Here is a 24,643-nt window from a genome sequence, read left to right as displayed (position 1 = left end):
GATGTCGTTAGGGGGGACAAACATGCTTGAAATAATCTTTGAAGATGAATATGATACCGCCGCTTTTTTACATCTTGCTGAACACTTGGACAGTCGGCATCACATGTCAATTCAACAAGGGAAAGACCGGCTTCTCATAGAGGCGAAGGAATCCGAAGAAGCACTTGAGCACATTGTGCGGCCATTACTGGTTCACTTTTTTTTGGAATGCAAAGAAAATGAGCGCATGCGCAGCATCCTTGAAAACACCTATTTGTTTAAAGATCCTGAAGAGCAGCACCAAATTCTTTCCATCGCACACAGTATCATGAACGGGGATTTAGATGATATTCCCGGCATTCAGCAAGACCCGTCAAGAGAAGCCCTTTTAAAAAAGGAGCTTGAGGCGATTTCTTTACAGCAAGGCGTTTTTTCAATTGGTTCATTTATGACATTTAGACTGTCAGAGTATGACCGAAGGCTGAAGAACTATGTTGAAGTGTCCATTGAAGAATACAAAATGGAGCAAGAGTATCAAAATTTCATTCAATCGCTTCGAGACTATGTGATGGCAAGAGAGCCTAGGCTTGAAAAAGTACATGTTGTGCATCAGGACCGCCTGGTGATTTGGGAATTTCGCTACGCTTCTGAGCGTGATCAAAAACAATACATAGACAGACAGTTTGTAAGAGAGCATCCAATGTATATTGATTCGCAGCTGATTGCACCGCTTGTCTCCATTGCACCGCAAAAAATTGACCTATTTACAAATGATACAGGTCACTCGATGGTGCAAACCATTCAAAATATTTTTCAAGAAAGGGTCGAGGTGTTCCCGTCTCATTCATTCCAAGAGCAGAATGTTCAATTTGTACATGCTCATTTCAACAAGAAAAGTGAAAAGCTTTCTTGATTTTCACGAAAAAACGTTTTATAATACGGTGTAACTTCATACAGAGACCGTATTGATAAGGACATGAACAAATGAACACCCGCTTAAAGAGAGGGAAGCCGCGGCTGAAAGCTTCCTAGCAGAGGACCATTTGCTTTACCACCTTTGAACATCAGCTGTGAACTTTTTAGTAATGGCTGACGGGAATTCCCGTTATCGAACCGCAAGCCGTATTTGCTTATGAAAAAGCAAGCTGCAAATACGGGAAAAAGGGTGGAACCACGATTCCGTTTATTCAACCTCGTCCCTTTCCAGGGGGCGGGGTTTTTATATTGCCAAAAAAAAGGAGTGACCAGAGATGTCAGAACAAATTCAACTTACATTTCCAGATGGAGCAGTCAAGGAGTTTGACAAAACAGCTACAACAGAAGACATCGCGGCATCAATTAGCCCGGGCCTAAAGAAAAAAGCACTTGCCGGTAAATTGAACGGTAAAGAAATAGATCTGCGTACGCCGCTATTAGAAAGTGGAACAATCGAGATCATCACAGATAAAAGTGAAGAAGCACTCGACATTATGCGCCACAGCACAGCACATTTGCTAGCGCAGGCGATCAAACGCCTGTATGGAAAAGAGCATCACGTTCAGTTTGGCGTAGGTCCTGTCATCGAAAATGGCTTCTACTACGATGTGGACATCGATGTTGCCATCACACCTGAAGACTTACCAAAGATTGAAAAAGAAATGAAGAAAATCATTAACAGCAATCTGCCAATTGAGCGAATTGAAGTATCAAGAGAAGAAGCGAAAAAGCGCTTTGAAGCAATTGGTGATGAATTGAAGCTTGAGCTGTTAGAGGCGATTCCAGAAGGTGAAGCTGTGACGATTTATGAGCAGGGTGAATTCTTTGACCTCTGCCGCGGGATTCACTTGCCGTCTACAGGGAAAATCAAAGAATTTAAACTGTTAAGCCTTGCCGGTGCATACTGGAGAGGTGACAGTAACAACCAAATGCTTCAGCGTATTTACGGAACAGCTTTCTTCAGCAAAGAAGATTTAAATGAACACTTACGTCTGCTGGAAGAAGCGAAAGAACGCGATCACCGTAAGCTTGGAAAAGAGCTGAAACTGTTTGCGAATTCCCAAAAGGTTGGTCAAGGACTTCCGCTTTGGCTGCCAAAAGGCGCTACAATCCGCCGCGTCATTGAGCGTTACATTGTCGATAAAGAAGTGCGTCTTGGCTATGAACATGTGTATACACCAGTTCTTGCAAGTGTTGAATTGTATAAAACATCAGGACACTGGGCGCATTATCAAGAAGACATGTTCCCAGTAATGGAAATGGACAACGAAGATCTTGTTCTTCGTCCGATGAACTGTCCGCACCATATGATGATTTACAAAAACGAGCCGCACAGCTATCGCGAATTGCCAATTCGTATTGCAGAGCTTGGTACAATGCACCGCTATGAAATGTCAGGTGCCTTATCCGGCCTTCAGCGTGTTCGCGGTATGACATTAAACGATGCACACATCTTTGTTCGTCCAGATCAAATCAAAGACGAGTTCATCCGTACAGTTCGTTTAATTGAAGAAGTGTATCAAGACTTTGGCTTGAATGACTACACATTCCGCTTGTCTTATCGTGATCCAGAAGATACTGAGAAGTATTTCGATGACGATGCGATGTGGAATAAAGCACAATCGATGCTGAAGGATGCAATGGACGAGCTTGGTCACGACTACTATGAAGCAGAAGGCGAAGCGGCATTTTATGGGCCGAAGCTTGATGTACAAGTGAAGACAGCTCTTGGAAAAGAAGAGACATTATCCACCGTACAGCTTGATTTCTTACTTCCAGAACGCTTTGATCTCACATATATCGGAGAAGATGGAAAACACCATCGTCCAGTCGTGATTCATAGAGGCGTTGTTTCTACAATGGAACGCTTCGTTGCCTTCTTAATTGAAGAATACAAAGGAGCCCTTCCAACATGGCTGGCACCTGTACAATTTCAAGTCATCCCAGTTTCACCGTCTGTTCATTTAGACTATGCGAAAAAAGTACAAGAACGTTTGCAGCTTGAAGGTCTTCGTGTAGAGCTTGACAGCCGCGATGAAAAAATTGGGTACAAAATTAGAGAAGCGCAAATGCAAAAGATTCCGTACATGCTTGTCGTCGGAGATCAAGAAGCAGAAAATGGCGCTGTCAATGTAAGAAAATACGGGGAACAAGATTCAGAAACAATGGATCTTGAAGCCTTTGTGAAACATGCAGTAGCAGAAGCAAAGAAATAATAAGCACAGCCAGTGATTCTCTTTAGATCACTGGCTTTTTCTTTTTGGAGAACACTTCCACTAGTGATCCAATTTCTAAAAAGAGACGTTTAGATAGTACAAAAGTAAGGGTAAGTATGTACTATTGGTTCGAGACAAATTGGGGGAATGAAAGCGATGATGCAAACAACAAACAATTTATTGTCACATGTATTGGAGCAATCAGCTGTTCTTCGTGCATTAGAGCACTCGCTGGCAATGATTGAATTTAATGTGACAGGTGAAGTTCTATGGGTGAACGATATTTTTGCAAAAGCCATGGGATATTCTAAAGAAGAGATGATCGGTCTTAAACATAGACAGTTCTGTCCTCCACATATTATAGAACACACGAGCTATCACATGTTTTGGAAGCGTTTGAGAGAAGGTCAAGTCTTTCAGGAAAAAGTGCAGCGGATCACAAAAAATGGCAGCAGCTTATGGCTTGAAGCGACATATTCACCTGTTCAAGATGAAGAAGGAACTGTAGTGGGTGTTGTGAAAGTGGCAACAGATATTACGGAAAGAGAACATACAATGAAGCAAGTCGTAGAAGACCTAAAGGAGATGTCTGCGAAATTAATGCAACGAGCAGAAGTTGGCATTCAGCATAGTCAAAGTGTCAATGCCTCCTTTGATCATATAGCAAACGAAACCGATCAAAATATGAGCTTGTTAAAAGGATTAACGGAGCAGGTAGAGTCCATCAGCTCCATTGCGGCAACCATCAACAGCATTTCTTCACAAACCCAGCTGCTCGCCTTAAATGCAGCAATAGAAGCGGCACATGCGGGTTCCTATGGAAATGGCTTTAGTGTAGTGGCAGCAGAGATTCGAAAGCTTGCGACAAATTCAAAAGAAGCGATCGTCAAGGTAGATCAATATGTGAAGGCGATCCATGCAGAAGTAGAGAAAGTCAGCAGCGGCACAAGCCGGGCAAAGACAACCGTGTTTACAAACCGGGATCTTGTAAAGCAGGCAAGTGAGGAATTCATCGTTGTAGGAGAAGCAGCACGCGGCTTAGACCGGCAAGCGCAAAATCTAGCAGCAATCATTTAGCTCTGAGAATACAAAAACACCCAATCTCGTGAGAGAAGGGTGTTTTTTGTTCTATTTTAATATATCAAACAATTCATGTAAGTCTTTGATTTCATAATCAGGCGTCACATCTGTTTCATTTTTCTTGCCATGGCGATTGATCCAAACGGTTTGGATACCAACGCGAGATGCGCCGAGAATATCTGTTTTTGGATTATCTCCAACCATGATCACTTCGTCTTTTGTTAAGTTTAACAGCTGAAGGCAGTGCTCAAAGATACCAGGATCGGGTTTGCCTTTTCCGTAATCTCCTGAAATCACGATTTCGTTAAAATAAGGGGCAAGCTCAGGAACACCTGCCAGTTTTTCCTTTTGAAGGCTAGGATCTCCATTTGTTAAAAGGAGCAATTCGTAGCTGCCTTTCAGGCGGTTTAATACAGGGTATGTTTCTTCATAGACATATGGGCGTTTTCTGCGTTCTGCTGCAAAGAAATCAGCCAAATATTGTCCAAATGCCTCATCGTCAATTCCCGCTGTCTTTAAGCCGTTGGTCCAAGCGTTTTTACGATACTCTGGTGCAATGGCGTTCAGCTTTTGAAAGCCTTCGCTAATCGGTTCACTAAAATTGGACCACAGTCCTTCGAAAGGATTAATGCCGATCATGACAGTATAATCATATGTTTCATAGGAAGAGTACAGCTTTCTTGCTTCTTCACGTACAATCTGTTCAAACGATTCTGGATCAAGTCCATATTTCTTTTCCGCTTCCCGGCAAGTTTCCTGAAAAGTTGTATGAATGCTTTTTTCGTCCCAAAGCAAAGTATCATCTAAATCGAAAAATACGGCTTTCATGATCTTCTCCCTTGTTATGTATGTGTTACCTTCAATTGCAAGTGACAGGCTCATGTTCATTTTACAATAGAAGAAGAGGGCAATAAAGAAAAGATTTGAGAGATCTTTGCTCATTGACCGCACATGATAGAATAGAAAGACAGTAGATATGACATACATCATTTGAGGTGGCCGGTTTGCTTCATTTAATTATTATGATGATCGAGCGTGTGGGGATCATCGTTATTTTAGGATTTGTGCTTGCCCATGTGAAGGGCTTTCGCAATCTATTGCTACATAATCAAGGGTTTCGGAAAAAGGCAATTCTTGTCTTCATTTTTGCTTCTTTTAGTATAATCAGTAATTACACAGGAATTGAAATCCAGCAGCAAATTGTCATGAATCATGAGTTTTCTTATCATCTTGGCTCATCAAGCTCAATCGCCAATACGAGAATTATGGGGATCGAAATGGGCGGTTTGATTGGGGGGCCGTTTGTAGGGATTGGCACAGGGCTTTTAGCTGGAATTCACCGCTATTCTCTAGGAGGAAGCACCGCGTTCAGCTGTGCGATTTCTTCCATTTTAGCGGGTGTCATTGCAGGCTATGTCGGCAGCAGGTTTAAACGGAGGAATCGAATGGTCACACCTCGTCAAGCAGCCCTTTTTGGTGTAGCGATGGAATCATTACAGATGATCATTATCCTGCTGTTTGCAAAGCCATTTGCTGATGCATGGGGGCTTGTCAGTATCATCGCTTTGCCGATGATCTTTGTGAATGGAATCGGCAGCTTTATCTTTTTATCTATTTTACAGTCAGTCATTCGGCAAGAAGAGCAGGCAAAAGCGATGCAGACACATCGTGTATTTTCAATCGCCGATCAAACACTGCCTTTTTTCCGCCAAGGGTTAAATGAACAGTCCTGTAAAAGTGTGGCGGAGATCATTCATCGGTTGACTGAAACAGATGCGGTCTCCTTAACAGACACAGAAAAGATTTTAGCGCATGTCGGAGATGGAACAGATCATCATATTCCATCTAAAAGCCTGATTACGGGGCTGTCGAAACAAGTATTGATGAGCGGCAAGATTATGAAAGCACATTCTAAGGACGAAATCAATTGTTCAGTTGCCCATTGCCCTCTTAAAGCGGCAATTGTGCTACCGCTCACCTCTAACGGTCAAACGATCGGAACATTAAAAATGTATTTCAATTCTCCGGTCGGATTAAGCAGGGTGGAAGAAGAGCTTGCAGAAGGTTTGGCGATGCTGTTTTCCACACAGCTTGAGCTTGGGGAGGCGGAAACTCAAAGCCGCCTGCTAAAAGATGCAGAGATCAAAGCACTTCAAGCACAAGTGAACCCGCACTTTTTATTTAACGCCATTAATACCATCTCTGTTTTATGCAGAACCAATGTGGAGATGGCAAGGAAGCTGCTGCTGCAGCTAAGTATTTATTTTCGTTCAAATATGCAAGGTGCCCGCCAGCTGCTGATTCCAATGCATAAAGAGATTCAGCATGTGGAGGCATATTTATCACTTGAACAAGCAAGGTTTCCAAATAAGTACCATGTGACCTTTCAAATTGAAAAGGAGCTGGAGCAGGTGATGATTCCGCCCTTTGTGCTTCAGGTGCTTGTTGAAAACGCAGTGAGACATGCTTTTCCTAAACATCAAACGAATTGTGAAGTCATCGTATCCGCTTTGATAAAAGATGGGCATGTTTATATGAAAGTGACAGATAATGGACAGGGGATTGAAGATGATAAGATGGCTCAGCTATTAAAAGCGCCTGTTGAATCACTAGAAGGAACAGGGACGGCCCTTTTTAATTTAGATCAGCGGTTAAGAGGAATTTTTGGCAGACAAGCCGCTTTATCCATTCATAGTGACCAAGGCACTGACATCTCATTTCGCATTCCGATGGACTATGTAAAAAAGGATGATTCTCGTTGATGAAAGTATTAATCGTAGATGATGAAGTGTTAGCAAGAGATGAATTAAAATACTTATTACGAAGAACGAAAGAGGATGTTCAAATAGAGGAAGCAGAAAATATAGAATCTGCTTTTGACCGGATGGTCGACCATAAGCCGGATCTGCTCTTTTTAGACATTGATTTATCTGGTGAGAACGGATTTGATATTGCCAAAAGGCTCAACCGGATGTCTGATCCGCCAGCGGTTGTATTTGCGACAGCCTTTGATCAATATGCGCTGAAGGCGTTTGAGGTCAGTGCGCTTGATTACTTAACAAAACCATTTGATGAAGAGCGGCTGCTCCAGACCATCCAGAAGTTTAAAAAATGGAAATCTGTTGAGACGCAAGAGCACCAGGTGTCAGATGAGAAAGCGCCCCGCCAGCAAAAATTAGCGATCTCTGTCGATGACTCAATTGTGATCCTGCAAGTTGAAGAGATCATGTATGTAGGACTCAGCGAGGGGAAAAAGGTCGTGAAAACAAAGAATCACATGTATGAGGTCTCAGAACCGCTTGTGGTCATTGAAAAGAAACTTCCTGAGGCTTACTTTATGAGGGTTCATCGCAGCTATATCGTGAATACCTCTCATATGAAAGAAGTACAGCCGTGGTTTAATTCGACGTATAATCTGCATATGACAGACGGGTCCATCATTCCTGTCAGCCGTACATATGCGAAAGAATTAAAGAAGTCGCTCCTGCTAGAGTAGGAGGGCTTTTTTTGTTTGTATTTCAATACTCGTTTTTTGCATTTCAGTCATTGAATCCAGCGAGTTTTATTGTAAACGCTTCATTCATTTATTTCATGCCCTATACTGAGGGCAGTCGAAGAAAGAGGTGAAGGGGCATGAGTGCCACGAAAGTATATGGATTTCTATCTCAAGCATTTATTTTTGCAACCGTAATGTTCGTTTCTAATCTCATTTCAATGTATTTACCGATTCCGATGCCCGCATCCGTCATTGGTTTGGTTCTATTATTTGTTTTGTTAACAACGAAAATCGTCAAACTAGAGCAGGTGGAGCAATTAGGTACATCATTGACAGGACTCATTAGCTTTCTATTTGTTCCCTCTGGGATCTCAGTTATTCAATCATTAGGTGTCATGCAAGAAGTGGGTGTGCAAGTCGTCGGTGTCATTATCATTGCAACCATTATGCTACTTGCAGCGACAGGGCTGTTTTCGCAGCTTCTCATGCAATTATCAGAAAGACCGCAGAAACGTAAAGAGGCAAAGGAGAGTAAATCTGCTCCTTCTCATTCAAATAAACCAGCTTCAAGTACGCATTAAAGGAGAGATGCAAAATGGGTACAAGTACGATGAGCCCTTATTTTGGCATTGTCGTCTCATTGGTCGCTTTTGGAATAGGGACATTCTTATTTAAAAAATCAAAAGGCTTCTTCTTGTTCACCCCGCTGTTTGTGGCGATGGTACTAGGCATTTTATTTTTGAAAGTTGGCGGTTTTTCCTACGCAGATTATAATGAGGGCGGCAAGATTATCAAATTTTTCTTAGAGCCTGCAACGATTGCTTTCGCTATCCCGCTTTATAAGCAGAGAGCCTTGCTTAAAAAATATTGGTGGCAAATTTTATCTGCTATTTTTGTAGGTTCACTTTGTTCTATTACGATCGTATATCTCGTCGCAAAAGGAATTCATTTAGATGCGGCTGTGATGAAAAGCATGCTTCCACAAGCAGCGACAACAGCGATTGCTCTTCCAATTGCAAAGGATATTGGCGGAATCGCAGATATCACAGCCTTTGCGGTCATATTTAACGCAGTCATTGTCTATGCACTAGGTGCTTTCTTCTTAAAATTGTTTCGCATTAAAAACCCAGTGGCAAAAGGTCTTGCACTTGGTACATCAGGACATGCGCTTGGGGTTTCTGTTGGAATTGAGATGGGAGAAATAGAAGCAGCGATGGCAAGTATCGCCGTTGTAGTCGTAGGAGTTGTGACCGTTATCGTCATCCCAATCTTTATGCAGTTGATTCTTTGATGCCGTCATGGTGTGAAAAAGTCTTGCCCAATTCGTTTCATCATGTTACACTGAAAAAGTTGTTTCAAGAGTTCGGTTACTTGACGGACAAATGAAAATTGTGTAGAATAGTTAACGAATTGAATAGATATCACAAGCAGAAGCACCCGCTTCTCACCTGATTGACACATGTTTGTAGTTGACAGGTTGACCGTACATTTATTTTTTCATGCAAATGTTCGCAGTGTGGGTGTTTTATATGCCCACACTTTTTGTTTGCCTGTAAAACATACAACGAAATGGTCAAAATGAATTGTGAACTCAATTCAAAATCTCATGGAGGTGGCTCACTATTAGCAAAGATCAATTAGTTAATGAAGGTATTCGTGCGCGTGAAGTTCGTTTGATCGGACAAAATGGCGATCAGCTTGGGATTAAAACCCGCCAGGAAGCTCTGGAAATTGCTGCTAAAGCTAATCTTGACCTTGTGTTAGTTGCTGCAAATGCAAAACCACCTGTTTGCCGAATCATGGACTATGGTAAGTTCCGATTCGAACAGCAGAAGAAGGAAAAAGAGGCACGTAAGAATCAAAAAATCATTAGCTTAAAAGAAGTTCGGTTGAGCCCGACAATCGATGAACATGATTTTAACACGAAGCTCCGTAATGCAATCAAATTCCTTGAAAAGGGAGATAAAGTGAAAGCTTCTATCCGCTTTAAAGGCCGTGCGATTACGCATAAAGAAATCGGACAGCGCGTGTTAGACCGTTTCTCTGAAGCTTGCGCTGAAGTAGCAACAGTAGAAACAAAACCTAAGATGGACGGACGCAGCATGTTCCTCATGCTTGCACCAAAAGTCGAAAAGTAAAGTAACAGAGGGAGGAAACATCCAATGCCAAAAATGAAAACTCACCGCGGATCTGCTAAACGTTTCAAAAAAACAGGTTCTGGTAAACTTAAACGTTCTCATGCGTACACAAGTCACTTGTTCGCTAATAAATCTACAAAGCAAAAACGTAAATTGCGTAAGAGCGCAATCGTAAGTGCTGGAGATTTCAAACGTATCAAACAACAACTTGCAAACATCAAGTAATTTGGAATAGGAATCATAGGAGGGAATTACAATGCCAAGAGTAAAAGGCGGAACTGTGTCGCGTCAGCGTCGTAAAAAGGTTCTTAAATTAGCAAAAGGTTATTTCGGTTCAAAACATAGATTATACAAAGTAGCAAACCAACAGGTGATGAAATCTGGAAACTACGCTTTCCGTGACCGTCGTCAGAAAAAACGTGACTTCCGTAAACTATGGATCACTCGTATCAACGCTGCAGCTCGTATGAACGGTCTTTCTTACAGCCGTTTAATGCATGGCTTAAAGCTTTCTGGTATCGAAGTAAACCGCAAAATGCTTGCTGACCTTGCTGTGAATGACCTAAATGCATTCAATCAGCTTGCTGATGCTGCAAAAGCACAACTAGACAAGTAAGTTTTATAAAAGATCATTCCTTCGAGGGGTGATCTTTTTTTCTCATCATGTGAGGTGAAATGAATGAATATGGCTTTAATCCTGCTGCTTATTTTAGTGAATGGCTACGGCTTTTTTCTCATGGGCGAGGACAAACGCCGGGCGAAAGCACATAAATGGAGAATTTCAGAGGCGCATTTATGGAGTGCTGCGGTTCTTTTTGGCGCTGCCGGATCGTATCTAGGAATGCAGTATTTCCGGCATAAAACAAAGCATCCTGCCTTTCAAATCGGCATGCCTTTATTAATTATTTTGCAGTTGATTCTATTGGGATATATCCAAGTTATTTGAAAAAGGAGCAGACGCCATTAGGACGGCGTGTCTGCTCCTTTTTTTTGTTTGATTTTTTTAATAGGCTGATCCCAATCAATTTTTGTTTGAGGATAACGCTCGATAATGTTTTCCTCCAGTTTTTCAAAGTCTTCTAATGTAAATTCACTCAGCTTCTCAGGTGACTCCGTCCAAACGTAAATGGAGTGGACAAACAGAGGATGATCCTTAGAAGGAACATGCTTCTCCCCTTCAAACAAGACACCTTTATAGACGAAATTAAAATTTTTGCGCGCATTTTGCTGTTCGTCCATAAAATAAAAGCCTTCTTTTAATTGTGCTTGTTTCAGCTTTCTTCTCGGGTTTGAGAAGAATTTTACCGCCATGTAGAAGATGTAGACAAGCAGTGCAACAAGAGCAAGTCTCATGAGGATTACAAACATGACAGGATGCACCTCCAATACCGTTATCTGATGTACTACGAATGGAAACGCCAAAAGGTTTCAACTTTTTTTAAAAAAATATTTCGTAAAACGAAAAAATATTCATAAAAAGATCGTATTGAACGAAAGAGGTTTTGTATAATAAGAATGCACCATGAAGATAAAGGAGGATAAATGGAATGACAAAGCTCGATCAAACATTAACTATGCTGAAAGACCTAACGGATGCAAAAGGGATTCCAGGAAATGAACGTGATGTCAAAAAAGTCATGCAGACATACATAGAATCATATGCAGATGAAGTCTCTACAGACCGCCTTGGCAGCTTGATCGCTAAAAAGGAAGGAAAAGCAAACGGACCTAAAATTATGCTCGCTGGTCACTTAGATGAAGTAGGATTCATGGTGACAAAAATTGATGACAAAGGCTACATTCGTTTTCAAACAGTCGGCGGCTGGTGGTCACAAGTCATGCTCGCCCAGCGTGTCACCATTGTGACGAAAAAGGGAGAGATCACAGGGGTAATTGGTTCAAAGCCACCACACGTCTTGTCACCTGAAGCTCGTAAAAAGTCAATTGAGATTACGGATATGTTTATTGATATTGGGGCGTCAAGCAAAGAACAGGCAATGGAGTGGGGCGTGCTGCCTGGAGATCAAATCGTTCCTTACTTTGAGTTTACAGTCATGAATGATGAAAAAATGCTCCTTGCAAAAGCATGGGACAACCGCATTGGCTGTGCAGTGGCAATTGATGTCATGAAAAACTTACACAATGCTCAGCATGAGAATATTGCTTACAGCGTCGCAACTGTCCAAGAGGAAGTAGGCCTGCGCGGAGCCAAAACAGCAGCGGCTACAATTCAGCCCGATATTGGATTTGCCATTGATGTAGGTGTAGCAGGAGATACACCAGGCATCACTGAGAAAGAAGCAACTAGCAAACTTGGCAAAGGCCCAACAATTGTTGTATTTGATGCTTCAATGGTCTCTCATAAAGGACTTCGTGATTTTGTTGTCCAAACAGCTGATGAGCTGAACATTCCTTATCAATATGACTCAATGCCTGGCGGCGGGACAGATGCTGGCGGTATTCATTTAACAGGTCATGGAGTTCCATCACTATCTATCGGGATTCCGAGCAGATATATTCATACCCATGCTGCAATGATTCACCGAGATGATTATGAAAATGCAGTGAAGCTTTTAACAGAAGTGATCAAAAGACTTGATCAAAAAACCGTTGAACAGATTACGTATGGTTCTTAAGGAAGAATGCCTTTCCTCAGTACAGAGGAAAGGCTTTTTTTATTGAATTTCCCAGGAAATGAACGGTGTGTTCAAGGTGAGCCAAAAGAACTGTTTTTGGTAAAAGAAGAGAGTGTTTCCTAGTGAATAAGGCACATGTGATCGAGCGTTTATTTTTGTAAGATGAAAGCAATAAAAAGGACAGAGCCATAGAATGCCCTGTCAAAAGAGAGTTTATGGAAGTAGGTGAAGCTACCTTAAGAATAAACACATTATTCTTATTTGTCAACTTGGTTTTAAAAGAAAGAAAAATCAATCAATTTATGTTATATTTGTAACAAATTGTTTATACAAAGGGGATGGTTAAATGAATGCGGTTACAATTGTAATAGGATCTATGTGTATTTTAGCGATTGCCTATCGTCTTTATGGCACATTTATGATGGTCAAGGTATTAAAGGTCACAGATGATCATCCTACACCGGCTCACACGCTAGAGGACGGGAAAGATTATGTGCCGACAAATAAATGGGTCACATTTGGGCATCACTTTGCTGCGATTGCAGCTGCTGGTCCGTTAGTGGGTCCGATTTTAGCCGCTCAATTTGGATATTTACCTGGTCTCCTTTGGCTTTTAATTGGTGCAGTCATAGGCGGAGCTGTACATGATCTAGTCGTCTTATTTGCGTCGATGCGAAAAAAGGGGAAATCATTATCAGAGGTAGCGAAGGAAGAGCTGGGACCTGTTGCAGGGTTTTGTACAGGGCTTGCGATGCTGTTTATTATTACCATCACAATGGCAGGTTTGTCTATGGTTGTGCTTCATGCTTTAGAACGTAACCCTTGGGGGACATTTGCAGTTGGAATCACGATTCCGATTGCAATGGGGGTTGGTCTGTATTATAAAAAAACAGGCAATTTAAAGCTGGCGACATCTGCGGGATTTATTTTGCTGATGTTTGGTGTATTCCTTGGGCCAAATATTCAAGGAACGGCACTAGGTGATTTTTTAACACTTGATACAAAAACGCTTGCTCTTGCCCTGCCGATCTATGCCTTTTTTGCTGCGGCTCTGCCAGTTTGGCTGCTGCTTGCACCGAGGGACTATTTAAGTAGTTTTATGAAAATTGGTGTATTCATTGCGCTGATTGCTGGTATTTTTGTCGTGAATCCGTCCATTCAATTCCCCGCGTTTACAGAGTTTGTGAATGGAGGAGGACCTGTATTAGCTGGTCCTGTCTGGCCATTTATTTCGATTACCATTGCTTGCGGTGCCATTTCTGGTTTCCACGCATTTGTTGGTTCAGGGACAACACCTAAGATGCTGGACCGATGGAGTGATATGAAGCCTGTTGCGTTTGGCGCAATGCTTGTGGAATGCTTAGTTGGGATTATGGCTTTAATTGCGGCTACTGCCCTGCATCCAGGGGATTATTTTGCGATAAACAGTACGCCAGAAGTGTTCCGTACACTCGGTATGAGTGTCGAAAACCTTCCGCAGCTGAGTAAGGAAATCGGCCTCGACTTAGAAGGAAGAACGGGTGGTGCCGTAACATTAGCGGTAGGGATGGCGTATATCTTTACTGGGATTCCGTTCTTTAGTCATTTGGCTTCTTACTTCTTCCAGTTCGTCATTATGTTTGAGGCTGTCTTTATTTTAACTGCTATTGATGCGGGGACACGTGTGGCACGCTATTTGATTCAAGACTTTTTAGGTGAAGCATATAAACCACTTAAACGAACTGACTGGGTACCTGGTTCGGTGTTTGCAAGTGTGCTTGCTTGTTTTATGTGGGGATACTTACTTTACTCAGGGGACATTGGCTCTATTTGGGCGCTGTTTGGAGTTTCAAACCAGTTAATGGCTTCGGTTGGGTTAATCATCGGGGCAACCGTTGTATTAAAAATTGCAGATAAAAGGCGATATATGCTGACTTGTTTAATTCCGCTTGCTTACTTATATGTGACGGTGAATTATGCAGGCTATTGGATGGTAGCAAATGTATATCTCAATCCTGAAGCATCCGGTTACAGCGTGCTGAATGCGGTGCTGTCGATCATCATGCTGATCTTAGGTTTTGTGATTATTGTGTTTGCGATTAAAAAATGGGTTGAAATCTGGCGTGATCCAGCGCTTCGAATGGAAACGCCTATCACTGGTTAAATGAAAAAGGCCGGCTTGCTTTTATAAGCAAACCGGCTTCTTTTTATTGCTGCTGCTGAGGCTTTAAGCCTTGTTCTAATGTTTCAAGGATTTCATTTTTCTCGTTTTCTGATGCTTCTTGCCATAGCACTTCGAACAACACGCCAAGGCCTGGCAGCATTTTTTCCTCGCCGCTTTGAATAGCATCTAAAATCGTATGTTCAAGCTGTTCTTGATTATGGCCAGTAATGTTTTGAATGACTGCGCCTCTTAAATTAAAATCCATTGCCCACACTCCTTTTTTGATGGTAATAGCCCTATTCTGTCTCAAAGACAGGTTTATTATGTAGTGTGCATGAGATATAATAAATTCATGATAATTAAAGGAGTTAACGTCGCTTGAAATATATAGAATCAGCTAAAAACACAAACATTAAACAGTGGAAGAAGCTCCATACGAAAAAAGAACGAACGAAAACGGGGCTGTTTCTCGTTGAGGGAATACATTTAGTCGAAGAAGCATTAAAGAGCGGGATCGTGAAGGAATTAATGGTCACCTCGCCCGAACTGCTTCCTTCTCATATCCAGCCTGACATTGAGCTTTATGAACTGAGCGAAGAGGCCTTTTCTGCCATGACAGAAACAGAAACGCCTCAGCACATTGCCGCAGTCTGTACAGTTCCTGTTTTTGAAGAAAAGAAGGTTGAACGGCTTCTTTTATTAGACGCAGTGCAGGATCCGGGGAATTTAGGCACACTCATTCGAACAGCAGATGCCGCTGGTCTTGATGCTGTGATCTTAGGAGACGGAACAGTTGATGCGTTTAACGGAAAAACGCTCCGTTCCGCGCAAGGGTCTCATTTTCACCTGCCTATCTTAAAGCAAACTCTTCAACAGGCGATCACGGAGCTGAAAGAACGAGGCATACCTGTATACGGAAGTGCCTTAAAAGATGCGAAAGAGTATAAAAGCGTAACGGCAGAAGGTCCGTTTGCATTAATTGTTGGAAATGAAGGAGCTGGTATTGACCCAGACATTCTGCAAATGACAGATCAAAATTTATATGTACCAATGTATGGGCAGGCAGAATCTTTAAATGTAGCTGTAGCAGCCGCTGTTCTTGTTTATCATTTGCGTGGATAATGTTGCAACATGCGTTTATTTTCACTATAATAAAACTAATATTTTAAAAACCATGATAGAGGAAGATTGTTTCAAGAAGCGGCCTTTTAGGGAGAATGCATCGTAGACTGAAAGTGCATTTAAGGAATGCTGAAACAGGAATTCACCTCTGGAGTTGTCACCGGGACCGCAGGTTTTGCGTAAAGGTGAACCGGATTCGTTTGATTCCGTTATGTCAATGAAGCTTATTCGCACATGCATTTGTGCTTAACAAGGGTGGTACCGCGACCACAACTCGTCCCTTCTTTTATGGAGGAACGAGTTTTTTTATTGTCTTCAAACGATCAAACAGCCGTTTATCCGAGCGGTTTTGTATATCAAAAGGAGGATTACACTCATGCAAGAAACGTTAAAACAGCTTGAAACAGAGGCGTTAGCAAAGGTTGAAGCAGCCAGCTCGCTCAAAGAGGTCAATGACATTCGTGTTCAATATTTAGGGAAAAAAGGACCGATTACAGAAGTACTTCGCGGAATGGGCAAGCTTTCCGCAGAAGAAAGACCGAAAATGGGGGCACTCGCAAACGAAGTAAGAGAGCAGATTGCTAGTGCCATTGCTGAAAAAAATGAACAGCTGGAAGCAGAAGAAGTGAAGAATAAACTTGCCTCTCAAACGATCGATGTTACTTTGCCGGCAAGTCCAATCAAAATGGGAGCAAGACATCCATTAACGATAGTTGTCGAAGACATTGAAGATTTATTTATCGGAATGGGCTATACCGTTGAGGAAGGTCCTGAGGTGGAAACGGATTATTATAACTTTGAAGCGCTGAATCTTCCAAAGGAGCATCCGGCACGTGATATGCAGGACAGCTTCTATATTACCGAAGATACACTGATGAGAACACAAACATCACCAGTACAAGCACGTACACTTGAGAAATATAACGGACAAGGTCCTGTGAAGATCATCTGTCCTGGGAAAGTATATAGACGTGACAGTGATGACGCGACTCATTCACATCAATTTATGCAAATTGAAGGGCTTGTCGTCGATCACAATATTAGCATGAGTGATCTAAAAGGAACGCTGGAGACAGTCGCAAGAAAAATGTTTGGGGAAGATCGTGAAATTAGACTGCGTCCAAGCTTTTTCCCATTCACAGAACCATCTGTCGAAGTCGATGTGTCTTGCTTTAAATGCGGCGGGAAGGGCTGCTCTGTATGTAAAGGAACAGGCTGGATTGAGATTTTAGGTGCAGGAATGGTTCATCCGAATGTCCTGAAAATGAGCGGATTTGATCCAGAAACTTACCAAGGCTTTGCTTTTGGAATGGGTGTGGAACGGATTGCAATGCTGAAATACGGCATTGATGATATTCGCCATTTCTACACAAATGACATTAGATTCACAAAGCAATTCAAGCAGGACTAAGAGGAGGAAATCAACATGTTTGTTTCATATAAATGGTTAGAAGACTATGTCGATTTAGAAGGCATCAAGCCGGCCGAATTAGCAGAAAAAATTACAAGAAGCGGAATTGAAGTGGAAGCCGTTGAATATAAAGGCGAAGGCATCAAAGGAGTTGTCGTTGGACACGTCATTGAGCGTGAACAGCATCCGAATGCGGATAAATTAAACAAATGTCTTGTTGATATCGGCGAAGACGCACCGGTGCAAATTATTTGCGGGGCGCCGAATGTGGAGAAAGGACAGTATGTGGCCGTCGCAACGGTTGGCGCAGTCCTTCCTGGCAACTTTAAAATTAAAAAAGCAAAGCTGCGCGGTGAAGAGTCTCATGGCATGATTTGTTCTCTGCAAGAATTAGGCGTAGAGAGCAAGCTCGTACCAAAGGAATATGCAGAAGGGATTTTTGTTTTCCCGAATGACGTGAAACCAGGGGATGATGCCCTCCAAGCACTTCAATTAGATGATGCGGTGCTTGAGCTCGGCTTAACACCAAACCGTGCCGATGCCCTGAATATGCTGGGTGTGGCTTATGAGGTTGCCGCCATTTTAGGAAGAGTCATCAAGCTTCCTGATACAGCACATGACACTTCTTCCGAAAAAGCAGCAGACTATATTTCTGTTAAAATTGAGGATCAAGAAGCGAATCCACTTTATGCAGCGAAGATCATTAAAAATGTAAAGGTTGGACCAGCACCGCTTTGGATGCAAACAAGATTGATGAATGCAGGCATCCGTCCAATTAACAACGTCGTGGATATTACAAACTTTGTACTGCTTGAATACGGCCAGCCGCTTCATGCCTTTGATTATGACCGCTTTGGTTCAAAGCAGGTGGTTGTACGTAAAGCGTCTGACAGCGAAATCATTCAAACACTCGATGAGCAGGAGCGTACATTATCATCAAAGCATCTTGTCATCACGAATGGAACGAAAGCGCACGCGGTAGCTGGCGTCATGGGCGGCTTTGAATCAGAGGTGCGTGATGAGACAACGACGATTCTTTTAGAAGCGGCATATTTCAACGGTCAAACAGTCCGTCAAGCATCTAGAGACTTAGGGCTTCGCAGTGAATCAAGCACACGATTTGAAAAAGGACTCGATCCGCAGCGTACGAAACCGGCAGCAGAAAGAGCAGCTCAATTGATCAGTATGTATGCAGGCGGTGAAGTGCTAAGTGGTACAGTTGAGGAAAATCACCTTGAAGCAAGTATGAATGTCATTCACGTATCAACTGAGCGTGTGAACAAGGTGCTTGGAATGAGCATTTCAAAAGAAGATATGATTCAGATTTTCAACAAACTAGGCTTTACAGTAGGCGAATCAAATGATGTTCTTGTCGTAACGGTTCCTTCCCGCAGAATGGATATTACGATTGAAGAAGACCTCATTGAAGAAGTTGCAAGATTATACGGCTACGATAATATTCCATCTACACTGCCTGCGACAGCCGGCACTGTTGGCGGTCTCACACCATACCAAGTAAAGCGGAGAAAGGTCAGACGTTTCTTAGAGGGCGCAGGACTTTCTCAAGCGATTACGTATTCATTGACGAATCAGCATAAGTCCACAGCTTTTGCCCTGCATCCAGCTTATAAAACGAGACTTTCTCTGCCAATGAGTGAGGAACGCAGTGTGCTAAGACAAAGTCTTCTGCCAAACTTACTTGATTCTGTAGCATATAACTTGGCAAGACAAGCTGATTCATTCGGATTTTATGAAACGGGCTCAGTTTTCTTAGCAGAAGCTGAAGGGGCAAAACCAGTGGAAAAAGAACATGTCGCTGGTGCGCTGACAGGCTTATGGCATAAGAATCTTTGGCAGGGCGAGAAAAAAGCTGTCGACTTTTATGTAGCGAAAGGAATTGCTGAAGGATTGTTTGAAAAGCTTGGTGTGTCAGACCAAATCACATATGTTCAATCAGAGCGTGAGGGTCTTCACCCAGGGCGAACAGCAGATGTTCACTTAAATGGTCAAGTCATTGGCTTTGTTGCCGCCCTGCATCCAGTCGTTGAAAAAGAATTGGATCTAAAAGAAACGTATGTGTTCGAGTTTGATTTAACAGATGTGATGACGTCTGAAACGAAGGATATGAAATATACAGCGATTCCGAGATTCCCTGCTGTGACAAGAGATATTGCACTTGTTGTCGATCAGCATATCTCAAGCGGACAGCTGGAGCGTGTGATCTATGAAGCAGGCGGTCAATTACTCACAGACCTATCTGTATTTGATGTATATGAAGGGGAACATATGGAAGAAGGCAAAAAATCTGTGGCATTCTCTCTTCAATATTTAAACCCTGAACAAACGTTGACCGAGGAAGAAGTCACAGCTGTTCATACAAAAGTATTGAAAGCACTAGAAGATACGTATCAAGCCGTCTTACGCGGTTAAAGAAAAAAAGCTATGGCCTCATGGGGGACTGACCCCCGTTTTTGAGACAGGGATCAAAACACCTTTATACAGCCAATTGCCGATAGTTGATCGGTGATTGGTTGTTTAGTTTTGTTTGAATACGAATGTTGTTATAATAATAAATGTATTCTTTGACAGTGCGTTCTACGATGGTGGTCGTAGTTCGATCAATGCTGTTAAGATAGAACGTTTCAGACTTTAGCGAGGAATGAAACGATTCGATGGAGGCATTATCAGCGGGCGTCCCTTTACGGGACATGCTCATGGTAATGCCTTTTATATGAACAGCTTTCTGATACTCGTAAGATGTATACACAGAACCTTGGTCGCTATGTAACACACAGTTTTCAGGCAGTGCTGGGAGCTGATCAAGTGTGTTTAAAATAAAGTCTGTGTCCTGCTTATCACCAATCGTAAACGCAATCACTTCTCCATTATATAAATCCAATATACTGGAAAGGTACAATTGTTTCTGTCCATAAGGCAAATACGTGATGTCCGTTACTAGTTTTTCAAGAGGACGATCAGACTGAAAGTTCCGATCCAGTATATTACCGGCCACGGCATAGGGCTGCCCATTCTTCTTACGCTTTTTCATTTTAACCCGGCACTGCCACTGGTTTTTCTGCATGATACGTTGAACAGTTTTATGGTTAATACGCATTCTCACTTTTAGTAAGGCTGTGATTTTTCGGTATCCATATCGATACTTGTGCTCTCGGCACAACGTGCCGATTTGCTTCTCTAGTTGTTTTTTAGAATGATTCTGAGTCAGATCTTTTTTCCATCTATAGTACGAAGCGCGAGAGATGCTTAAATGGACACAAATGTCCTGTACTGTCATCATTTTGCACAATTCTTCTACTAGTTTGATTGACGTTTCCTTATCAACTTCCTTTCCAATTCGTTGTACTTTTTTAAAACTTCATTCTGTTGACTCAGATAGCGATTTTCTGCCTGCAGTCTCTCTAATTCGGAAGAGTACTCGGGACCCTTTCCATAGGTATATTGTTTTCCAACAGGCTGTTCGAACCGGTGTGTATCCCCAGCCTTATGCCACCTCACCCATGTCTGAACCTGCGTTTTATTTTTGATATTCAATTCCTGCATGATCTCTTTCATAGATACGCCTGCCAATCTCATGTCTACAGCCTTCTGCTTGACTTCAACCGGATAACTCACTCTTGTCCCCATAGAAAAAACACCTCCATGTTTTATTTCGGATTACAACGATCCGTTTTCAAACTTGAAGGTGTTTTTTATTTGTCTCATCTTATGGGGTCAGTCCCTGGGCCCTAGCTTTTTTTATAGCATTTTTTTCGCTTTTTGTGTGTTGGCAAAATGCAGCTTTGTAAATTGACGTAAAGCATCTTCACCATGCAGCTTGATGAGCTTGGCGGCGGCCTTATCTACATGAGGACCGGCCCCTTTTGGGATGTCAAAGCCTGCAGCCTGTGATAATTTGTCCATTTCAATTAAAAAGGCGTACCTTGCGATAATGGAAGCTGCAGCGACTGACAAATGGATGCCTTCTGCTTTTGTACTAAAATACGTCCGCTCCCGAATAATTTTTTTCCCGGCAAGATGCTTGAAATAAATGCCTGGTTCTGCAAATTGGTCAATCAAAATGGCTTCAGGCTGCTTTCCATCTAGTTTTTCTAGCACAGAGGTGATGACTTGATTATGAAGCAGTGCCTTCATTTTTCCTTGACTCATGCCCTTTTCCTGCATTGTATTGTACTTTTCATTACGAAGAACGAGAAGGCTGAACGGAATGGTTTTGATGAGATCCTTGGCAATGTTGATAATTTGCGGATCCTTTAATCCTTTTGAGTCTTTTACACCAAGCTCTTTCATTAAAGCAAGCTGGCTGGCATCAACATAGGCCGCACAGACTGTGATCGGTCCAAAATAATCACCTGTACCTACTTCATCTGAACCGACGACCGACATGGAAGCAATGCCAGGCGGCGGACTGTATTTTGTGACAGCAGGTGATTTTTGACTTTTCGTATCAGCTGCTTGTAAATGGCTGAATTGACTGGCTTCAGCTTCTGCCTTTTGTCCTTGAAAGAGCACTTTCCCAGATCGATAAGCTGTAATCGTACAGCCAGGGACTTTTGCTTGAAAGAGGGCGCCTGGCGGCAAAGTGTCTGTTAAATGGTGCGCATAGGCGCTCTTCATTTTTTTGAGGTCTTCTGATGTTGCTTTTAAAACGGATTGGGGCACAGTGGATAACTCCTTTTTACCTTGATATCATTGATTTCTAAAGTGTACCATAACAGGTAAGGGCTCGTCTTTCCATTCAATGTCTAAACATGTTATGATAGAGACTAGGATTCTCGTGGAATGGAGGAGAAACGTTGTCTGACGGCGGTAAAACGAAAACAACAGTTGAGATATACGGACAGTCCTATACGATCATCGGTCAAGAAACGAAGATGCATATGCGGCATGTTGCGTCAATTGTTGATGATAAAATGAGAGAAATAAATGAAAAAAATCCATACCTTGATATAAACAAATTAGCTGTACTGACAGCAGTCAATGTCGTCCACGACTACTTGAAATTAAAAGAGCAATACGAAAAATTAGAGATTCAGCTAAAAGAAAAGGAATGAAATTACCGTGATCGATATCATCATTTTGTTTTTGCTTCTTATGGGAACGCTTGTCGGTCTAAAACGCGGGTTTATTCTTCAATTTATTAAATTGATCAGCTTTGTTGTTTCTATCTTAGTGGCGTCCATGTTTTATCAGTCACTGGCACCACAGCTTACGTGGATTCCGGCACCTAATTTTAGCGGCGGTCAACCGCAGCTCGCTTTCTTTAGCGGGAATCTAGAAACAGCTTATTATAATACCATTGCGTTTATCATTCTGTTTATCTTGACCAAAATCCTGCTCGCCATCATTGGCGGATTGCTCACAACCATTGCAAGTATACCTGTGATTAAACAGGTGAACAAACTGCTTGGCGGTGTTTTAGGATTTCTTGAAACCTATTTATTTGTGTTTATTCTATTGTTTGTCGCTGCATTACTTCCAGTAGATGCGCTGCAAACAATGATGAGCAAATCAATGTTAGCAGATGTGATCGTAAACAACACCCCTTACCTGTCCGGTCTTGTCAAAGACCTATGGTCGACGTATGGAGTTTAAAAACTTCTCCTTTCCTGGAGAAGTTTTTTCTCATTCCATGACAGAAAGTTGTAGGATGAAGGGAAAGTTTGTATATTTATATAGGAAGATGCCAAAGCGGCTGGAGGATGAGAGATGAATAAAAAAGATATTATCAAACTTCTTGAAACAATTGCAGTATATATGGAACTAAAAGGAGATAATCCTTTTAAAATTTCTGCCTTTCGTAAAGCAGCAGCGGCACTGGAACAAGACGACCGCAGCCTTTCTCAAATAGATGATCTATTAGCATTACCCGGCATTGGAAAAGGAACCTTTGCTGTGATCACAGAGTATATCGAAAAAGGGCAATCAGAAACACTTGAACAATTAAAAAAGGAAGTGCCTGAAGGACTTGTCCCGCTCTTAAAATTGCAAGGACTTGGCGGGAAGAAGATTGCTAAGCTTTACCAAGAGCTTGGAGTCCATGATGCACAGTCATTAAAGGAAGCATGTGAAGCGGAAAAAGTACAAGCGCTTGCAGGCTTCGGTAAAAAAACAGAAGAAAAGATTCTCGCTGCTCTTGAGGAGGCCGGAAAGCAGCCAGAACGACTGCCAATTGGCTTTGCATTAGATGTGGCAGAGCGGATTGATCATGCGCTTGAACAGATGAAGGGTATTCTTCGTTTTTCAAGAGCTGGCAGTTTAAGACGTGCACGGGAAACTGTCAAAGATTTAGATTATATCATCGCGACTGACAATCCTGAACAAGTCAGAGAGCAGCTCGTTGCACTCGATGATGTCAAAGACGTTATCGCAAGCGGTGATACGAAGGTATCTGTCATTCTTGCCCTTGATTTTGAGATCAGTGTAGACTTCCGGCTTGTGACAACAGATCAATTTGCCACAACGCTGCATCATTTCACCGGCTCAAAAGATCACAATATTCGCATGCGCCAGCTGGCGAAGGAACGCGGAGAGCGTATTAGTGAATATGGTGTGGAAACAATTGAAACTGGAGAAGTCAAAACGTTTGAAGACGAGGCCGCTTTTTATGCGCATTTTGAACTTCCGCTCATTCCGCCAGAAATTCGTGAAACCGGAGCGGAGATTGATACGTATAAAGAAAGTATGCAATTTGTAGAGTTAAAAGATATTAAAGGCGACCTTCATATGCACTCGACTTGGAGTGACGGCGCATTTTCTATTCGCGAAATGGCAGAGGCATGTATCGCAAAAGGCTATGAATACATGGCGATTACAGACCACTCGCAATATTTAAAAGTAGCAAACGGTTTAACAAAAGAACGTTTACGTCTGCAAGCAAAAGAAATTGACAAGCTGAATCAAGAATTCCAGCATTTTCACATTTTCAAAGGGGTCGAAATGGATATTCTCCCGGATGGATCATTAGATTATGATGATGACTTTTTATCAGACATGGATTTTGTGATTGCGTCTATCCATTCGAGCTTTTCTCAGCCAGAGGAAGTCATAATGGAGCGCCTTGAAAATGCGCTGCGGAATCAGCATGTGGATTTAATTGCACATCCAACAGGCCGTTTGATCGGCAGACGGGACGGCTATGCCTTAAATATAGATCAGCTTATAGAGCTTGCGAAGAAAACGGGAACTGCACTAGAGCTCAACAGCAACCCGTCAAGACTTGATTTGAGAACAGAGCATTTAATGAAAGCAAACGAAGCAGGTGTAAACATCATGATCAATACAGATGCACACAATATCACCATGCTGGATCATATGGAAGTTGGTGTAACAGCTGCAAGAAAAGGCTGGACACCAAAAGCAAATGTCGTGAATACTTTTTCTCTAAACGAGATCAAAAAGTTTTTAACGCGTGACAGGTAGTCGTTAG

Annotated in this window: 24 protein-coding genes and 2 other annotated features; of the genes, 19 read left to right on the top strand and 5 right to left on the bottom strand. The window is 42.2% G+C overall.

Annotated elements, in window-relative coordinates; all coding sequences use genetic code 11:
• Positions 1–22: 22 nt before the first annotated feature.
• The 3 genes from ytxC to NSS76_RS13475 all read left to right on the top strand — a co-directional run bounded on the left by ytxC (position 23) and on the right by NSS76_RS13475 (position 4,247).
• The gene (gene ytxC / locus NSS76_RS13485) at positions 23–892 is read left to right on the top strand and encodes a putative sporulation protein YtxC (RefSeq protein ID WP_024425712.1); all 870 of its coding nucleotides are present in this window, start codon (positions 23–25) and stop codon (positions 890–892) included.
• Between the two features lie 43 nt (positions 893–935).
• Positions 936–1,183, top strand: a binding site (T-box leader).
• Between the two features lie 46 nt (positions 1,184–1,229).
• Positions 1,230–3,170, top strand: a complete 1,941-nt coding sequence (gene thrS / locus NSS76_RS13480) for a threonine--tRNA ligase (protein ID WP_024426134.1) — start codon at positions 1,230–1,232, stop codon at positions 3,168–3,170.
• A gap of 156 nt (positions 3,171–3,326) precedes the next feature.
• Positions 3,327–4,247 (top strand): methyl-accepting chemotaxis protein, encoded by a 921-nt coding sequence (locus tag NSS76_RS13475; RefSeq protein WP_341082386.1) that lies wholly within the window; start codon positions 3,327–3,329, stop codon positions 4,245–4,247.
• A 51-nt stretch (positions 4,248–4,298) separates the two neighbouring features.
• Here the strand turns inward: NSS76_RS13475 and NSS76_RS13470 are convergent, their stop codons facing one another.
• Entirely contained in the window at positions 4,299–5,078 is a 780-nt protein-coding gene (locus tag NSS76_RS13470; RefSeq protein ID WP_024426132.1) for an HAD family hydrolase, read from the bottom strand.
• Between the two features lie 176 nt (positions 5,079–5,254).
• On the opposite strand from NSS76_RS13470, the gene NSS76_RS13465 reads away from it, so the two are divergent.
• The 8 genes from NSS76_RS13465 to NSS76_RS13430 all read left to right on the top strand — a co-directional run bounded on the left by NSS76_RS13465 (position 5,255) and on the right by NSS76_RS13430 (position 10,830).
• On the top strand, positions 5,255–7,012 hold the full coding sequence (locus NSS76_RS13465; protein WP_073206892.1) for a sensor histidine kinase: 1,758 nt from the start codon (positions 5,255–5,257) through the stop codon (positions 7,010–7,012).
• Complete coding sequence (locus tag NSS76_RS13460) at positions 7,009–7,746, top strand: LytR/AlgR family response regulator transcription factor (protein WP_034624188.1); 738 nt, start codon at positions 7,009–7,011, stop codon at positions 7,744–7,746. Before NSS76_RS13465 ends, NSS76_RS13460 begins: the two co-directional genes overlap by 4 nt.
• 137 nt (positions 7,747–7,883) lie before the next feature.
• Positions 7,884–8,327 carry an antiholin-like murein hydrolase modulator LrgA gene (gene lrgA, locus NSS76_RS13455; RefSeq protein ID WP_044335475.1) on the top strand — a complete coding sequence of 148 codons (444 nt, stop codon included), beginning with the start codon at positions 7,884–7,886 and terminating at the stop codon, positions 8,325–8,327.
• Positions 8,328–8,341: 14 nt separating this feature from the next.
• Positions 8,342–9,037, top strand: a complete 696-nt coding sequence (gene lrgB, locus NSS76_RS13450; protein ID WP_205684420.1) for an antiholin-like protein LrgB — start codon at positions 8,342–8,344, stop codon at positions 9,035–9,037.
• Positions 9,038–9,165: 128 nt separating this feature from the next.
• Positions 9,166–9,297 (top strand) — a sequence feature (ribosomal protein L20 leader region).
• A 71-nt stretch (positions 9,298–9,368) separates the two neighbouring features.
• On the top strand, positions 9,369–9,884 hold the full coding sequence (gene infC / locus NSS76_RS13445) for a translation initiation factor IF-3 (protein WP_024425720.1): 516 nt from the start codon (positions 9,369–9,371) through the stop codon (positions 9,882–9,884).
• Between the two features lie 24 nt (positions 9,885–9,908).
• Positions 9,909–10,109, top strand: coding sequence for a 50S ribosomal protein L35 (gene rpmI, locus NSS76_RS13440; RefSeq protein ID WP_003216324.1), 201 nt, complete (start codon positions 9,909–9,911; stop codon positions 10,107–10,109).
• A 31-nt stretch (positions 10,110–10,140) separates the two neighbouring features.
• Complete coding sequence (gene rplT / locus NSS76_RS13435; RefSeq protein WP_007501659.1) at positions 10,141–10,500, top strand: 50S ribosomal protein L20; 360 nt, start codon at positions 10,141–10,143, stop codon at positions 10,498–10,500.
• Positions 10,501–10,563: 63 nt separating this feature from the next.
• A complete protein-coding gene (locus NSS76_RS13430; protein ID WP_034279690.1) occupies positions 10,564–10,830 on the top strand; it encodes a DUF1294 domain-containing protein in 267 nt (88 codons plus the stop codon).
• A gap of 17 nt (positions 10,831–10,847) precedes the next feature.
• On the opposite strand, the gene NSS76_RS13425 is transcribed toward NSS76_RS13430, so the two are convergent.
• The gene (locus NSS76_RS13425) at positions 10,848–11,252 is read right to left on the bottom strand and encodes a hypothetical protein (RefSeq protein ID WP_024426127.1); all 405 of its coding nucleotides are present in this window, start codon (positions 11,250–11,252) and stop codon (positions 10,848–10,850) included.
• A 179-nt stretch (positions 11,253–11,431) separates the two neighbouring features.
• Between NSS76_RS13425 and NSS76_RS13420 the strand changes: the two genes are divergently transcribed.
• Complete coding sequence (locus NSS76_RS13420) at positions 11,432–12,520, top strand: M42 family metallopeptidase (RefSeq protein ID WP_151040371.1); 1,089 nt, start codon at positions 11,432–11,434, stop codon at positions 12,518–12,520.
• A 346-nt stretch (positions 12,521–12,866) separates the two neighbouring features.
• Positions 12,867–14,663 (top strand): carbon starvation protein CstA, encoded by a 1,797-nt coding sequence (cstA, locus tag NSS76_RS13415; protein ID WP_172881103.1) that lies wholly within the window; start codon positions 12,867–12,869, stop codon positions 14,661–14,663.
• 43 nt (positions 14,664–14,706) lie between these two features.
• Here the strand turns inward: cstA and sspI are convergent, their stop codons facing one another.
• The gene (gene sspI, locus NSS76_RS13410; RefSeq protein WP_024425725.1) at positions 14,707–14,928 is read right to left on the bottom strand and encodes a small acid-soluble spore protein SspI; all 222 of its coding nucleotides are present in this window, start codon (positions 14,926–14,928) and stop codon (positions 14,707–14,709) included.
• Between the two features lie 113 nt (positions 14,929–15,041).
• Here sspI and NSS76_RS13405 point away from each other — a divergent pair, with 113 nt between their 5' ends.
• From NSS76_RS13405 to pheT, 3 genes are all read left to right on the top strand, one after another.
• On the top strand, positions 15,042–15,785 hold the full coding sequence (locus tag NSS76_RS13405) for a TrmH family RNA methyltransferase (RefSeq protein ID WP_341082385.1): 744 nt from the start codon (positions 15,042–15,044) through the stop codon (positions 15,783–15,785).
• A 376-nt stretch (positions 15,786–16,161) separates the two neighbouring features.
• Positions 16,162–17,196: a phenylalanine--tRNA ligase subunit alpha gene (pheS, locus tag NSS76_RS13400; protein ID WP_024425727.1), complete on the top strand. Its 1,035-nt coding sequence runs from the start codon at positions 16,162–16,164 to the stop codon at positions 17,194–17,196.
• A gap of 15 nt (positions 17,197–17,211) precedes the next feature.
• Positions 17,212–19,626, top strand: coding sequence for a phenylalanine--tRNA ligase subunit beta (gene pheT, locus NSS76_RS13395; RefSeq protein WP_341082384.1), 2,415 nt, complete (start codon positions 17,212–17,214; stop codon positions 19,624–19,626).
• A gap of 64 nt (positions 19,627–19,690) precedes the next feature.
• On the opposite strand, the gene NSS76_RS13390 is transcribed toward pheT, so the two are convergent.
• Both NSS76_RS13390 and rnhC read right to left on the bottom strand, forming a co-directional pair.
• A protein-coding gene (locus NSS76_RS13390; protein ID WP_206534229.1) for an IS3 family transposase occupies positions 19,691–20,841 on the bottom strand; the annotation gives its coding sequence in 2 pieces (ribosomal slippage) (positions 19,691–20,568 and positions 20,568–20,841; 1,152 coding nt in all).
• 111 nt (positions 20,842–20,952) lie between these two features.
• The gene (rnhC, locus tag NSS76_RS13385; RefSeq protein ID WP_217273348.1) at positions 20,953–21,831 is read right to left on the bottom strand and encodes a ribonuclease HIII; all 879 of its coding nucleotides are present in this window, start codon (positions 21,829–21,831) and stop codon (positions 20,953–20,955) included.
• Between the two features lie 179 nt (positions 21,832–22,010).
• On the opposite strand from rnhC, the gene zapA reads away from it, so the two are divergent.
• The 3 genes from zapA (at position 22,011) to polX (ending at position 24,636) form a co-directional block, all read left to right on the top strand.
• Entirely contained in the window at positions 22,011–22,268 is a 258-nt protein-coding gene (gene zapA, locus NSS76_RS13380; protein ID WP_012010831.1) for a cell division protein ZapA, read from the top strand.
• A gap of 7 nt (positions 22,269–22,275) precedes the next feature.
• The gene (locus tag NSS76_RS13375; RefSeq protein WP_024423226.1) at positions 22,276–22,809 is read left to right on the top strand and encodes a CvpA family protein; all 534 of its coding nucleotides are present in this window, start codon (positions 22,276–22,278) and stop codon (positions 22,807–22,809) included.
• A 114-nt stretch (positions 22,810–22,923) separates the two neighbouring features.
• Positions 22,924–24,636: a DNA polymerase/3'-5' exonuclease PolX gene (polX, locus tag NSS76_RS13370; RefSeq protein WP_341082383.1), complete on the top strand. Its 1,713-nt coding sequence runs from the start codon at positions 22,924–22,926 to the stop codon at positions 24,634–24,636.
• Positions 24,637–24,643 lie beyond the last annotated feature (7 nt).

The sequence above is a fragment of the Bacillus sp. FSL R5-0654 genome, from assembly GCF_038008745.1.
Classification (GTDB): Bacteria; Bacillota; Bacilli; order Bacillales; family Bacillaceae; genus Bacillus; species Bacillus safensis.
Note: the sequence above shows the minus strand (reverse complement) of the source record. Positions and strands in the feature narration are given on the sequence as shown.

Coding starts and splice junctions, on each gene's coding strand:
- ytxC (WP_024425712.1), top strand. CDS start 23: ATGCTTGAAATAATCTTTGAAGATGAATATGATACCGCCGCTTTTTTA.
- thrS (WP_024426134.1), top strand. CDS start 1,230: ATGTCAGAACAAATTCAACTTACATTTCCAGATGGAGCAGTCAAGGAG.
- NSS76_RS13475 (WP_341082386.1), top strand. CDS start 3,327: ATGATGCAAACAACAAACAATTTATTGTCACATGTATTGGAGCAATCA.
- NSS76_RS13470 (WP_024426132.1), bottom strand. CDS start 5,078: ATGAAAGCCGTATTTTTCGATTTAGATGATACTTTGCTTTGGGACGAA.
- lrgA (WP_044335475.1), top strand. CDS start 7,884: ATGAGTGCCACGAAAGTATATGGATTTCTATCTCAAGCATTTATTTTT.
- lrgB (WP_205684420.1), top strand. CDS start 8,342: ATGGGTACAAGTACGATGAGCCCTTATTTTGGCATTGTCGTCTCATTG.
- rpmI (WP_003216324.1), top strand. CDS start 9,909: ATGCCAAAAATGAAAACTCACCGCGGATCTGCTAAACGTTTCAAAAAA.
- rplT (WP_007501659.1), top strand. CDS start 10,141: ATGCCAAGAGTAAAAGGCGGAACTGTGTCGCGTCAGCGTCGTAAAAAG.
- NSS76_RS13430 (WP_034279690.1), top strand. CDS start 10,564: ATGAATATGGCTTTAATCCTGCTGCTTATTTTAGTGAATGGCTACGGC.
- NSS76_RS13425 (WP_024426127.1), bottom strand. CDS start 11,252: ATGTTTGTAATCCTCATGAGACTTGCTCTTGTTGCACTGCTTGTCTAC.
- NSS76_RS13420 (WP_151040371.1), top strand. CDS start 11,432: ATGACAAAGCTCGATCAAACATTAACTATGCTGAAAGACCTAACGGAT.
- cstA (WP_172881103.1), top strand. CDS start 12,867: ATGAATGCGGTTACAATTGTAATAGGATCTATGTGTATTTTAGCGATT.
- sspI (WP_024425725.1), bottom strand. CDS start 14,928: ATGGATTTTAATTTAAGAGGCGCAGTCATTCAAAACATTACTGGCCAT.
- pheS (WP_024425727.1), top strand. CDS start 16,162: ATGCAAGAAACGTTAAAACAGCTTGAAACAGAGGCGTTAGCAAAGGTT.
- pheT (WP_341082384.1), top strand. CDS start 17,212: ATGTTTGTTTCATATAAATGGTTAGAAGACTATGTCGATTTAGAAGGC.
- rnhC (WP_217273348.1), bottom strand. CDS start 21,831: ATGAAGAGCGCCTATGCGCACCATTTAACAGACACTTTGCCGCCAGGC.
- polX (WP_341082383.1), top strand. CDS start 22,924: ATGAATAAAAAAGATATTATCAAACTTCTTGAAACAATTGCAGTATAT.